This window comes from Robertmurraya siralis (genome assembly GCF_005502275.1).
GTDB lineage: Bacteria > Bacillota > Bacilli > Bacillales > Cytobacillaceae > Robertmurraya > Robertmurraya siralis.
On sequence record NZ_SWLZ01000017.1, the window covers coordinates 93,028 to 106,853 of the forward strand.

11 protein-coding genes and 1 other annotated feature are annotated in these 13,826 nt (G+C 39.4%); of the genes, 2 read left to right on the plus strand and 9 right to left on the minus strand.

What is annotated here, in order from left to right; translation table 11 throughout:
* Positions 1-42: 42 nt before the first annotated feature.
* On the minus strand, positions 43-2,688 hold the full coding sequence (locus tag FCJ93_RS17420; protein ID WP_137744278.1) for a valine--tRNA ligase: 2,646 nt from the start codon (positions 2,686-2,688) through the stop codon (positions 43-45).
* Positions 2,689-2,913: 225 nt separating this feature from the next.
* Positions 2,914-3,150 (minus strand) — a binding site (T-box leader).
* Positions 3,151-3,484: 334 nt separating this feature from the next.
* Between FCJ93_RS17420 and FCJ93_RS17425 the strand changes: the two genes are divergently transcribed.
* The gene (locus tag FCJ93_RS17425; protein ID WP_095307440.1) at positions 3,485-3,676 is read left to right on the plus strand and encodes a hypothetical protein; all 192 of its coding nucleotides are present in this window, start codon (positions 3,485-3,487) and stop codon (positions 3,674-3,676) included.
* Between the two features lie 69 nt (positions 3,677-3,745).
* On the opposite strand, the gene ysxE is transcribed toward FCJ93_RS17425, so the two are convergent.
* The 8 genes from ysxE to hemA all read right to left on the minus strand — a co-directional run bounded on the left by ysxE (position 3,746) and on the right by hemA (position 12,745).
* On the minus strand, positions 3,746-4,798 hold the full coding sequence (ysxE, locus tag FCJ93_RS17430) for a spore coat protein YsxE (protein WP_095307452.1): 1,053 nt from the start codon (positions 4,796-4,798) through the stop codon (positions 3,746-3,748).
* A gap of 188 nt (positions 4,799-4,986) precedes the next feature.
* The gene (gene spoVID, locus FCJ93_RS17435) at positions 4,987-6,090 is read right to left on the minus strand and encodes a stage VI sporulation protein D (RefSeq protein WP_137744279.1); all 1,104 of its coding nucleotides are present in this window, start codon (positions 6,088-6,090) and stop codon (positions 4,987-4,989) included.
* A 306-nt stretch (positions 6,091-6,396) separates the two neighbouring features.
* On the minus strand, positions 6,397-7,683 hold the full coding sequence (gene hemL / locus FCJ93_RS17440) for a glutamate-1-semialdehyde 2,1-aminomutase (protein ID WP_095307479.1): 1,287 nt from the start codon (positions 7,681-7,683) through the stop codon (positions 6,397-6,399).
* 39 nt (positions 7,684-7,722) lie between these two features.
* Positions 7,723-8,694, minus strand: a complete 972-nt coding sequence (gene hemB, locus FCJ93_RS17445; RefSeq protein ID WP_095307493.1) for a porphobilinogen synthase — start codon at positions 8,692-8,694, stop codon at positions 7,723-7,725.
* 3 nt (positions 8,695-8,697) lie between these two features.
* On the minus strand, positions 8,698-9,486 hold the full coding sequence (locus FCJ93_RS17450; protein ID WP_137744280.1) for a uroporphyrinogen-III synthase: 789 nt from the start codon (positions 9,484-9,486) through the stop codon (positions 8,698-8,700).
* Positions 9,483-10,418: a hydroxymethylbilane synthase gene (hemC, locus tag FCJ93_RS17455; protein WP_137744281.1), complete on the minus strand. Its 936-nt coding sequence runs from the start codon at positions 10,416-10,418 to the stop codon at positions 9,483-9,485. The genes FCJ93_RS17450 and hemC overlap by 4 nt, the downstream gene beginning before the upstream one ends.
* A gap of 132 nt (positions 10,419-10,550) precedes the next feature.
* On the minus strand, positions 10,551-11,384 hold the full coding sequence (locus FCJ93_RS17460) for a cytochrome c biogenesis protein (RefSeq protein WP_095307522.1): 834 nt from the start codon (positions 11,382-11,384) through the stop codon (positions 10,551-10,553).
* 14 nt (positions 11,385-11,398) lie between these two features.
* Complete coding sequence (gene hemA, locus FCJ93_RS17465; protein WP_137744282.1) at positions 11,399-12,745, minus strand: glutamyl-tRNA reductase; 1,347 nt, start codon at positions 12,743-12,745, stop codon at positions 11,399-11,401.
* 429 nt (positions 12,746-13,174) lie between these two features.
* Between hemA and FCJ93_RS17470 the strand changes: the two genes are divergently transcribed.
* On the plus strand, positions 13,175-13,660 hold the full coding sequence (locus FCJ93_RS17470; RefSeq protein WP_095307541.1) for a LiaI-LiaF-like domain-containing protein: 486 nt from the start codon (positions 13,175-13,177) through the stop codon (positions 13,658-13,660).
* The last annotated feature ends 166 nt before the right edge of the window (positions 13,661-13,826 follow it).

Consider the following 13,826-nt stretch of genomic DNA (forward strand, 5'->3'; position numbering starts at 1 on the left):
AGTGAAGACGAATCCGCCAAACGGATTCGTCTTCACAACTGCTCATTGACCCTTTAACTCTTTAATACGGAGCTCCACAGCTGCTCTTTTCTCTAGGTAATCCGCTTCCTTCACTCTTTCCTCGGCAATCACTTTTTCTGGAGCTTTCTTCACAAAGCCTTCATTCCTTAGTTTCTTTTGAACTCTTTCCACTTCTTTATTCCATTTATCAAGCTCTTTTTCAAGACGAGCAATTTCTTCAGCTATGTTAATTAAACCTTCAAGTGGTAAAATAATTTCTGCCCCAGTAACCACTGCCGTCATCGCTTTATCAGGAATCAGAATATTCTTGCCAATTTCAAGCTCCTCTGGATTACAGAACCGTTCTAAATAGGAACGATTTTTATCCAATACTTGCAGAATATGGTCATCCTTTACTTTGACAAGGATGTTGATTTTCTTGCTCATCGGTGTGTTTACTTCAGCACGAATATTTCGGACTGAACGAATGATTTCCACCAACAATTTCATTTCCGCAGATGCTTCACTGTCAGAAAGTTCTTCGTTCACTTCAGGCCATTTCGCAGTTGTAATCGACTCACCTTCATGCGGGAGATTTTGCCAAATTTCTTCAGTAATGAACGGCATGAACGGATGAAGCAGACGCATTGTATTATCCAGCACATATGCTAAAATTGAGCGCGTCGTCTTTTTCGCAGCTTCATCATCCCCGTATAACGGCAACTTTGCCATTTCAATATACCAATCACAAAAATCATCCCAAATGAAATTATAAAGAATTCGGCCAACCTCACCAAATTCATAACGTTCAGATAGTCTTGTTACTGTATCAATGGTCTCATTTAAACGGGTGAGAATCCATTTGTCTGCTACCGACTTCTCACCGCTTAGATCAATTTCATCATACTTCAATCCATTCATATTCATTAAAGCGAAGTGTGATGCGTTCCAAATTTTATTAGCAAAATTCCAAGTCGCTTCGACCTTTTCCATGCTAAAACGTAAATCTTGACCAGGTGAACTTCCAGTTGAAAGGAAGTAGCGTAAAGAGTCAGCGCCATATTGTGCAATAACATCCATTGGATCGACACCATTGCCTAATGATTTGCTCATTTTTCGACCTTGTGCATCCCGAACCAAACCATGTATAAGAACATCTTTGAATGGACGTTCTCCTGTAAATTCGAGTCCTTGGAAAATCATTCTTGATACCCAGAAGAAAATGATATCATAACCTGTTACAAGTGCTGCCGTTGAATAGTAACGCTTATAATCAGCAGATTCTGTATCCGGCCAGCCCATCGTCGAAAACGGCCATAATGCGGAACTGAACCACGTGTCTAAAACGTCGTTATCCTGCTCCCAGTTTTCAATATCAGCAGGTGGTTCATGCTCGACATAAACCTCACCCGTTTCCTTGTGATACCAGGCAGGAATGCGATGCCCCCACCAAAGCTGGCGAGAAATACACCAATCGCGAATATTTTCCATCCAGTGCAAATATGTCTTTTCAAAACGGTCTGGAACAAAATGCACTTTTTCTTCCTTCTGTTGAAGGGCAATCGCCTCATCAGCGAGCGGCTGCATTTTGACAAACCATTGCGTTGATAAATATGGCTCGACAACAGCGCCACTACGTTCTGAATGGCCAACAGAGTGCATATGCTCCTCAATTTTGAAAAGAACTCCTTGTTCTTGCAAATCTTTCACAATTTGCTTGCGGCACTCAAAGCGATCCATCCCTTTATACTTCCCTGCTTTTTCATTCATTGTACCGTCTTCATTCATCACAAGAACCCGTTCAAGATTATGGCGATTTCCTAATTCAAAGTCATTCGGATCATGGGCTGGTGTTATTTTTACTGCGCCTGAACCAAACTCCATATCTACATAGTCATCAGCTACAATTGGAATTTCACGGCCAACAATTGGAAGAATCACTTTTTTGCCGATTAAATGCTTGTAGCGCTCATCTTCTGGATGAACAGCAACCGCCGTATCACCAAGCATTGTTTCGGGACGAGTAGTCGCTACTTCAATCGAACCTGAGCCATCTGCAAGAGGATAGTTCATATGATAAAAAGCACCTTGAACATCCTTATAAATAACCTCGATATCAGATAATGCTGTTTTGGTGGACGGGTCCCAGTTAATAATGTATTCACCGCGATAAATAAGTCCCTTTTTATATAAGGAGACAAACACTTCGCGGACCGCTTTCGACAGCCCTTCATCAAGAGTAAAACGCTCTCGGCTATAGTCTAAACCGAGCCCTAGCTTCGCCCATTGTGCTCGAATATGAGCTGCATACTCTTCCTTCCACTTCCATGTTTCTTCAACAAATTTATCTCTGCCTAAATCATACCGGCTTACTCCTTCTTGACGGAGCTTCTCCTCAACCTTTGCTTGTGTCGCTATTCCCGCATGGTCCATTCCTGGCAGCCACAATACGTCATAGCCTTGCATTCTTTTCATACGCGTTAATATATCTTGCAATGTCGTATCCCATGCATGTCCTAAATGAAGCTTTCCTGTAACATTTGGTGGAGGAATAACGATTGTATACGGTTCTTTTTTCTCATCATTTTGTGCTTCAAAAAACTTTCCTTTCACCCACCAATCATAACGACCCTTTTCAATTGTATTCGGATCATATTTCGTTGGCATCGATAGCTCATTTGTTTCCATTTCACTCTTCCTTTCTTCTTCCTCTTTCATTCCAAAATCAAAAGCGCGGGGCGCCTTGCTCTTCGCCGTGCATAACAAATTTGCGGCGCAAGCACCTTCAATTGACTTATCGACTGAAGTTTGCTAAGCGATAAGCGCTGGAGCTAGTCGTAGATACACTTAATATAAAAGTTATCTACCATTGCGAAAACTTTAATTTCCTAATGAAAAAACTCCATTCGTCATCAAAAGGACGAATGGAGTTTGCTTCGCGGTACCACCTTTTTTCCAATCCATATTTCCCATATCGATTGGCACTTAACTAGATAACGGATTCCCCGTCTTTTACTACTTGAAAGTCGTTCGTTCGCAAAAGATGCTCAAGGGCGACTTCCACTGGTGTTGCTTAGAAAACCTTTCAGCTCATGGTTTTCCTCTCTTAAAGCAAGGAACCACCGTACTCTTCCCTATCATAGCAATATAACTCTATTTGTATAATCAATATACTACATAAAAACAAAGACTGACGTCAATAAGGATAACTGATTTTTTTTTAGTATATACAGTTTTTCAGAAAATGAAACTTCATTGAGAGGAATTGTACGTGAAAAATCGACTATGTCAGATGAATTTCCGGAATTTTTTGGGGTAATTCCGGAAATTCATGACGTAATTCCGGAAATTCCACCAATAATTCCGGAACTCGACTCCTATCGGACTAACAGAGCCTCAACAACGTTTTTCGCACAATCCCAAAGCAAGGGACATAGATTAAGTAATAAGGAAAATACCCATTGGGGAAAAGGGGGAAGAGATTGTGAGGAGAAAATATAATCCATATGCGCTTCCACCGTGGTTGAAAAAATCTCGAGACGTCCTGCATCAATTTGCCATTCCATTTTGCATATTTCAAGGGATACGTACGATTTTATTTCCAACTGCTTTCGATGTACTGTTTTTAATTGCTCTTGTCCTAATAACAGTAGCCCTTAAAATTGAGTTATTATAACAGCGGAACAACCTTTCATAAAGATTGTTCCTCGGAGCGATTTATAAGAGTGCGAAAATACTATAGTCTTTAAGTATTACCTTGAGATTGCGCTTCGGCTTGAGCTTCCTTTTCAAGCCGTTTTTGTCTTTCAATCTCATCAATACGCATAACGATATATTCTGTGTTTTTAAGATGCCAATAATGTCTTTGTAATTTTTGAACATATTTTCGCTCATCCCTATTTCGCGATTTATAATATTCTTCCACAACAGCTAAAAATCCATGGGGATGGGAAAAATAACTTAAAAAGAGATTTAATTCGTCATCCCTTAAAGGAAAATATTTGAAATAAGTGTAAATCCAATCAACACAATCTTCATGTGACTTCGGGTACGTTTTTAACGTTCTTGATAAAAATGGCAAAAGGTCATGCATCGGTGAACTTTGCTTGCTGTTTTCAAAGTTTGTAAAATAACCATAGCCTTTGTCGTCATAAAGGAAATGCTCAGTTGAAAGCTTGCCATGCGCTAAAACAACTCTTGCCTTATTGTCATCTTTTGTTTTTTCATACCATTCCTTAAATTTATTTGTGGAAAAGCGCAATGCTTGACTGATATCATGATAATAGAGACAAAACAGGAGCTCAAACGGCGACATATACCACTTTCCCTCACATTGCGCTAAAAACCCGTCAAGAAATTCATTCTCTTTATCCCACTCACGAACCGTATTCTCATAATGCACGTTTTTCTCTTCTTTATCAATCGTGACCTCGCGAACTGATAATGTATGAAGCCGCGCAAGCTCTCGAAACATTTGCTGATGGAGCTCATTGCGATCCTCTTTTATTTCATTGGGAAGCCAAGGCATTAAATAGTACAAGTTTTTCCCATGAATCACCGCATATCTTCCATCAAGAGTCGGATAAATAGGAATAATGCGATTGAAGCCTTTTTGATAGAGAAATTGAATATGCTTAATAAAATCGGTTCCTTGTTGAGGAGTTATTTTTTTTAAAGCAAATATCCCTTTATTTGAATAAATTCTTTTTACCTTTTGAAAGCCTTCTACAAAATGGGGCTGTATTCCATAATGGCTTAAAATCGGTTCAACTTCCTGCAAATGATTCGTTTCACTCATACGAACTCACTTCTTTCCATAGGCTAATAACTAAGCCAGTGCAATAAAACTTTCTTGAAGCAGTGTCGTTTATGTTAGCGTGTTTTTGCTTTCATATCCGAAACATTTTCTCTTTCAACATAGATAAAACAGGACGAGCAGGTTTCCACCGACCAACCCACCCAGCCTGTTTTTGTTTGATAAAATAATTAATTATGCGTGACAGTAGCAGGGATGTAAAGAACCTGCCCCTCGAACACATCTTGATTCACTTCTAGATGATTGAACTTTAAAAGCTGCTGTATCGAAATTTCATAACGTTCTGCGATGACATCGAGCGTATCTCCACTTTGAACAATGCATACTTTCAAGCGGGCAATGGCTTCTTCATCTTCTTTTCTTGCTAAAAATTCGGTAATCGAAATGCCTTGTTTCTTTGATTTCTTCTTATTCTTTTTAGCAACTTCTTCAGATGATGAAGAAGAGGATTCTTCATCATTTGAACTCTCATACTCATGCTCTGCCTGTTCCACTGCTTTTAATTGATCTGTTGCTGGCTCATTTGGAGTAAATTCATGTCTTTGTGGGGCAAATGAAACGTCTGGAATAGTACTGATTGCCTCAGATTCTTGTTCATACACTTCCAGAGTTGGCGCCTTATCAAGTTCTAATGATGAAGGAGCTGGCTCTGTTTCAATCGTATCGTCCTCAGGAGTTTTTCGCGCTTCTGCTACAAATGGCGCAAACAGTTCATTTGCAGGAGGAACAGTCTCTTCCGCTACTTCCGCTTCTTCGACTTCCTCAAGTTTCACTTCCTGTATCGGCGGCTCTTCATCTCGGTATGCAAGCTCAAGCTCTGGAGATTCCGGTTGAACCCCTGGTTCATCGCTTTTTAACCCTGTTATCGTTAAGTCTGCTGTTAATTTCATACAGCTTTGTTCAGGGAAAAGATAATCAAAGGATTCAATTTCCACATCCAGATCGTTAATACTAGCAATACGGTGAACAGGAATGGTAATATCAACTGGGAAGCGGTGAGAAAACTGAGTAATTCCTTCGTCTCTGTTCTCAACTTCTTGGACGAATTTAGGTGATAATGGTATCTCTTCCTCCACTTCAGATTCTGTTTCTTTCCGTTTATATTCCCCGCTAAGTTGTAATTCCCCTTCAATGGTTACATAATCGTCATTTTCATGAATGGTTATATTTGGATCAAGCGAAATCGTGATAAGCTCCGCTACTTCCTGTCCTTTTTGAAACCAAACAGATTCTTCCAAGGAAAACCGTAAGAAAGATTCATTTCCTTCAGACAAAGCGACTCCTCCTTTCATTTCCTCTCATCAATCACCATGTCATTAACAATTTATGAGGCAGGAAATCTTTTTATGATAAAAATCCAGAGAAAAGAACAAAAGCGCAAGGCGCATTCGAAGCCATTATCGTTCCTGCTAGGATCTTCTTTTGTGTTCATCACCATCCAAGCTATTTCGAGATAGGAAAACTAAGAAGGACTTAGAGAAGATGTAGAGAGTCATTTACTGAAAACCTTTATGGAAGAATAATGAAAAAAAAGCCTGAACTCTAGCAGAAAAAAGCTAGAATACAGACCTTTCGGGAACTTATTTAAGTTTGGAAAACGCTACTTCTGCAGCGGCAATCGTTTTAGCAATGTCTTCGTCACTATGTGCAGTTGAAAGGAAGAGACCTTCAAACTGGGAAGGAGGCAAGAAAACTCCTTGATTAGCCATTTCTTGATAATAAGAAGCAAAAAAATCCAAATTAGACGTTTTGGCTGTTTCATAGTTGATGACAGCTTCTTTTGTAAAAAAGAAACCAATCATCGAACCTGCTCGATTAACTGTAATTGGAACCCCGTATTTATCAGCTGCTGCCTTTAATCCCGCTTCAAGAATATCTGCTTTATGTTCAAACTCTCGGTAGCTTTCCGGCGTTAACTGACTTAATGTTTCAAACCCTGCTGTCATCGCCAGAGGATTTCCTGATAGCGTTCCAGCTTGATAGATCGGCCCACTTGGAGCAATTTGCTCCATAATATCAGCGCGTCCACCATACGCACCAACTGGTAGTCCTCCACCAATTACTTTACCTAAACAAGTTAAATCTGGTGTCACATTAAAGTAGCCCTGTGCACAATTATAGCCGACACGGAAGCCAGTCATCACTTCATCAAAAATAAGCAGGGTGCCATTTTCCTTCGTAATTTCACGAAGCCCTTCTAAAAAACCAGGCTGTGGTGGAACAACCCCCATATTTCCTGCAACAGGCTCCACAATAACCCCAGCCAAATCATCTCCAAATTGTTCGAAAGCAAACTTTACACTGTCAAGATCGTTATATGGAACGGTTATGGTATTTTTGGCAATCCCTTCTGGGACACCTGGGCTGTCTGGCAAGCCTAACGTGGCAACACCCGATCCTGCTTTGATCAAGAGAGAATCCCCATGTCCGTGGTAGCAGCCTTCAAACTTCAATATTTTATTTCGCCCTGTATATCCGCGGGCAAGGCGGAGAGCACTCATCGTTGCTTCAGTACCAGAGGATACCATCCGGACAACCTCAATAGAAGGGACACGTTCTATCACAAGCTTGGCTAATTCATTTTCCATTATTGTTGGGGCACCAAAACTTGTACCCAATTCCGCCACCTTTTTCAATGCTTCAACGACACGGTCATTTGTATGACCAAGAATTAACGGACCCCATGACAATACATAATCAATGTATTCATTCCCATCAATATCATAGATTTTAGAGCCTTTTCCCCTTTCCATAAAAATCGGATCCATATTGACCGATTTAAAAGCACGGACAGGACTGTTCACCCCTCCAGGCATTAATTCCTTTGCTTCTTGAAAGGCAGCAATTGATTTATCATAAGAACGCATCTTCTTCCCTCATTTCTCACATATTTAAATGGTTCATTTTTAATTTTCTTTCAGCCATTTTGCCGCATCTTTGGCATGGTAAGTAATAATGATATCAGCTCCAGCACGCTTCATCCCAACAAGCATTTCCATGACAACGGATTTTTCGTCGATCCAACCGTTTTGAGCGGCTGCTTTCACCATTGAATATTCTCCACTCACATTGTAAATGACAACCGGCAAAGTGAAATTATTTTTCACGTCACGAACGATGTCTAAATAAGGCATTCCCGGCTTAACGATAAGAAAATCGGCTCCTTCTGCGACATCGGATTCCGCTTCTCGAAAAGCCTCCAAGCGATTTGCCGGATCCATTTGATAGGTTTTGCGATCACCAAATTGCGGAGTACTTTCCGCTGCATCTCTAAACGGTCCGTAAAAGGCAGAGGAATACTTAACTGCATAAGACATGATTGGTGTATCTTCAAAACCTGCTTCATCTAGGCCTGCACGGATAGCAGTAACAAAGCCATCCATCATATTTGACGGAGCGATAATATCAGCACCGGCTTTTGCTTGGCTAACAGCCGTATCAACCAACAATTTCAATGACGGATCATTTAAGACTTTTCCATTCTCAACGATTCCACAATGCCCATGGCTTGTATATTCACATAAACATGTATCAGCAATAACAATTAATTCTGGATAATGCTGCTTAATTAAACGAGTTGCTTCCTGCACAATCCCATGATCATGGAATGCACCTTGCCCACACTCATCTTTCTCAAGTGGGATTCCAAATAAAAGAACAGATTTAATTCCTAAAGATACAACCTCATCAATTTCCTCCATTAATAGATCAAGGGATAGTTGGTAAACATTCGGCATGGAGGAGATTTCTTTCCGAATATTCTCTCCTTCAGCTACAAACAGCGGATATACGAGATCCTCAACATGGAGCTGATTTTCTCGAACCATTGAACGCATAGCTGCAGATTGTCTCAAACGGCGGTGGCGATTAAAATTCATTTTTTATCCTCCTATTTTTTCCTTTTTCATCATGTATTGTGCAATTGCGCTCATCATTTCATAAGATGTATATATTTTAGGGCAGACGTGCACCGTTAATCCCAATTGTTCACACTTTCGCTTTGACACTGGACCGATCGTCGCCACAATACATTCTTTTATTTGTTCAAATAGATCATAAGTGGTAACGATTGACATAAAATGTTCAATTGTTGAAGGGCTTGTAAAAGGGAGTATATCCAGCTTGCGATTTCGCAATAAATATAGGAGCTTTTTCCTACTGTCTTCAGGAAAATACGTTTCATAAATGATAATTTCATCAACAACGTGTCCCTTTTCTTTGAAAAACTGAGCAATATAATCCCGCGCCAAGTTGCCCTTCGGAATTAACAGTCTTTCTCCTTCATTTACATAAGGAGAAAACTCCTTCACAAAGCTCTCCGCAACATAATGTTCAGGCTTGAAGTCAACGGAAATTCCCCTCTTTAATAAAGCTTCTTCCGTTTTTTCACCTATCACAGCGATCTTCGCACGAGACTTGTCCAAATTCATATCCACCATGGCAAAAAAAGTCTCAACAGTTACATCACTCGTAAAAATGAGCCAATCATATGTATACAAGGAAGTTAAAATTGGATCAATATCGCTCCTATTTTCAACTGGACGAAATTCAAGAAGAGGGACCTCTACTGGAATCCCTCCAAATTCCTCTACGATAGCAGAAAAAGCTGAAGCATTTTTTTTTCCGCGGGGAACAAGTACTCTTTTCCCTGCCAATGCTCGGGAATTCATTCTCCTTCTAACTCCTTTTTCACTGCCTCAATTAAAGTCTTTGCTCCCCTGTCTATCAAGTAATCAGCAGCAGCGACACCCAGTTGTTCAGGATCTGTTCCTTGCAACATTTCTTTATAAATTGTTTTCCCATCAGGCGAAGCGACAAGAGCCGTCAATACGATTTTACCATCTTCATTCATATAGGCATATCCTGCCACCGGAACTTGACATCCTCCCTCCATCTTATGAAGGAATGCACGCTCAGATCTAACGGTGATATCCGTTTCCTGACAAGTGAATTTGCTTAAAAGCTCTAGAAGCTCCGTGTCGTCACTTCTACATTCAATCGATAAGGCACCTTGCCCAACGGCCGGAAGACATATTTCCGGCTCAAGAAATTCCGTTACAACATCAGAAGCCCAGCCCATGCGTGAAAGTCCAGCAGCTGCTAAAATGATCGCATCGTACTCTTCCGTTTCAAGCTTCGCAAGACGCGTATCAATATTTCCTCTAATCCATTTAATCTCAAGATCTGGCCGTGCCGCTAATAATTGCGCTCCTCGTCGTAAGCTGCTTGTTCCAATAACAGAGCCAGGCTGCAAATCTTTTAACGGAATATGCCCTTTAGAGATTAGTGCATCACGGTGATCTTCTCTTTCAGGAATACAACCAATGACTAAACCATCAGGAAGAACAGCCGGCATATCTTTCATGCTGTGAATGGCAAGATCAATTTCGCCATTGAGCATTGCCTGTTCAATCTCCTTCACAAATAGCCCTTTCCCCCCGACTTTAGAAAGGGTTACATCCAAAATTTTATCTCCCTTTGTGACGATTTCTTTCACTTCAAAATCGTAATTAGGGTCAATTTTTTTTAACTGCTCGATGACCCAATTTGTTTGTGTTAAAGCCAGTTTACTTCGTCTTGAACCAACAATAAATTTTCTCATGATTGCCTCCTGAAAGGATTATTTGTTAATGTTAGAACGATTTTCTATATTTTCATGATACGGAACTAGCCATGCGATTAGAAATGGCTAATCATTCGGAAAGGCAAATTTTCTCTGGATGGGGTATATCTTCTATGTGTACCATAGATGGAAAGAGGATAACTGACCAAACAGAAAAAAATTGATTAATATAATTAAAAAAGAAGCCAAATTCCACAGTGCTAAGCTCTTTCCTTGAAATTCCTTTCCGACTCGTAGGTATAAAGAAATACCATACACGACAAGAACAATAAAGGAACCGATTACTTTCGCATCGTACCAAATCATCTCCGGCAATTTAATATAAGCCCATTGCAGTCCTAATATAAGGGATAGTAAAAGCATAGGAACGCCAATGACATTTAAAATATGGGACATATGCTCAAGCTTCGACAAATCGGATATTCGAATAAGACGTGCTCCCCATTTTTTGCGTTTCAAAAGATTGTATTGCAATAAATAAAGGAGGGAAAAAACTGCTGAAATCGAAAATGCTCCGTATGAAAGAATAGCCATTGTTATATGTATAAAAAGTAATTCAGATGAAAGTTGTTGAACCATAATTTCAGATTCATATTGAATCGGAGCAAATGTGTGAATGACCATGATCGCAAATCCAATGACATTCGTAAAAAAAACGATGAAATCAACTTTTAATAACCGATTAATCCCAAGCGACAAAGTAATTAAAACCCAGACATAAAAATAAAGACCTTCAAAGATTGTCAGCACTGGAAATCTGCCTGTATTCACCATGTAAATACACAAAAAAGCCGATTGCAAAAGCCATACAAACGCAAGTAACCAGAAGGCAACTTGGTTTGCTTTCCGGCTACTGTAAAGAAAATCAATAAAATATAATAAAATACTCAAGGCATAAAGAATGATTGTGAATTCATGTAGCCGAGTCATGTAAACCTCAATCATAGTTAGAACCCCTTTTATGATTGAAAGGAAGCTTGTGGTGTTGCAACAACAGCTCTCTTTAAATCGGCAACTTTCGAATCTTGCTGTTCTTTTACAAGATCTTCAATATTGAATATTTTCATAAATAATTCCAATGCTTCGTCAGCATTATTTTGGCCGGCAAGTTCTTTCGCCTGTAAAATCGGATCCTTTAACATTTGGTTAATAATACTTTTCGTATGCTTATTCAGCACCTTTATTTCCCGGTCAGAAAGATGTGGCAGTTTTCTTTCGATACTGTCCATCGTCTCAGCCTGAATTTTCAACGCTTTAACACGCAGCGCTGAAATAACAGGTACAACTCCCAGCATATTTAACCATTGCTTGAACTCAACGATTTCAGCTTCAATCATGAGCGAAATTTTTGCCGCTGCTTTTTGACGCTCTTGTAAGTTTGCCTCAACAATTCCTTCTAAATCATCAATATCATATAAGAAAACGTTATCCAATTCCGTAAGCTTTGGATCTAAGTCACGCGGCACTGCGATATCAACCATAAATAACGGCTTCCCTTTTCGCAATCTTTCTACGCATTCCATCATATCCTTCGTGATGACAAAATCCTTTGCTCCAGTGGAACTAATCAGGATATCGGCTTCCATTAATGCACATTGAAGTTCGTTTAATGATTTTGCTTGACCTGAAAAACGCTCAGCAAGGTTTTTTGCCTTTTCAAATGTTCGATTAATAACCGTCACTTGGCTCACACCATTGCCATGAAGGTTTTGAATCGCTAGCTCGCCCATCTTACCCGCCCCTAAAATAAGGACATGCTTTCCGTTTAATGAACCGAATATTTTTTTCGCTAATTCAACCGCGGCATAGCTAACAGAGACTGCATTAGCACCAATATCTGTTTCAGAGTGAGCCCGTTTTGCCAATGTAATCGCCTGTTTAAATAACTGGTTAAAAACCGTACCAGTTGTTTCCTTTGCTTGCGCCTCCTTAAAACTAGAGCGCACCTGTCCAAGGATTTGCGTTTCCCCCAAAACCATAGAATTCAAACCGCAAGCAACATTAAACAAGTGATCAATCGCGCCATCCTGTTCATACACAAATAAGAATGGTGAAAACTCTTGCTGTGGAATGTTAAACCATTCTGATAAAAATTCCTTGATATAATAACGTCCGGTATGAATCTGATCTACGACGGCATATATTTCTGTGCGATTGCATGTTGATAGAATAACGTTCTCAAGGATACTCTTTTTCCCGCTCAGCCTACTCATTGCTTCCCCTAACTGAGAAGGGTCAAACGTTAAACGCTCTCGAATTTCAACTGGGGCTGTTTTATAATTTAGACCAACAGTTAGAATATGCATGATTGTTTCGTACCCCCAAAAATGTTCGTAAATGCGTGAACCAATTTTAAACGAAGAGAAATCGTTCCACTTAATAATTATTATAACATGATAAGATTTCTAATAACTAAAGAAATGTGAACATATCATGAAAATGGATAATTTATAAAAGTTGAAATATGTTGATAGAGCCTGTTTCTTCTTATTCCGACAAAGTTCTTCCTCTAGTACCTTAACAAAAAAGATAGGACTATTCAAGTGAGTCGATTCACATTGTATTTGCCAAAATCAACAATTTCGTGAATAAATCTATAGACAGAGAAAAGGGCCAGTTTTTTCTCATATTAATATGGTTTACGATAAATAATTTTTAAAATAACACTTCTTCTTTTCATCAAATCAAGATATGATTAAATAGAAATTGAACAAATTTACGTTGGAAGTGTAAAAATGAAAAATCAACGAATTTTCCCTGGAATCATTCTTTTAGGATTTGGGGGATACTTCTTTTTAGAACAAGCAAATATTACCCTTTTCGACGGCCTTCACACATGGCCGACTCTCTTAATCATTGTAGGCCTAGCTTTCCTATTTCAAGGCTACTTAGCAAAGGATTATGATGCAATTTTGCCAGGGGTCATCCTCGCTGGATTCGGTCTGCATTTCCATGTTATTAAACATCTTACGATTTGGCCGAACTCAACCGGGGCCTTTATCTTAATTATTGCTCTCGGCTTTCTCCTCCGTTATCAAAAAGTCGGATCCGGTCTATTCCAAGGTCTATTATTCCTAGTATTGGCAATCATGCTCCTTTTTTATGAGAAAATTATCGACTGGCTAGGTTTTTTTGAAAATGGCATCACATCTGTACTAAATTATTGGCCAATCCTATTCATTGGCTTCGGAGCTTATCTATTGTTTGTACGAGGAAAATAAAAAAACAATTACACGCTCCAAACTAAAAAGCAAGTGAAGCTATCTTGAACTGCCCCGTAAATGTTAGACACAATCTGACGTTTACGGGGGTTTTTTTATGTCCAAATTTACTGCAGAAGAAAGAATAAAAATAGTTTTACGGTATGTATATGGGAATGAGCCTATC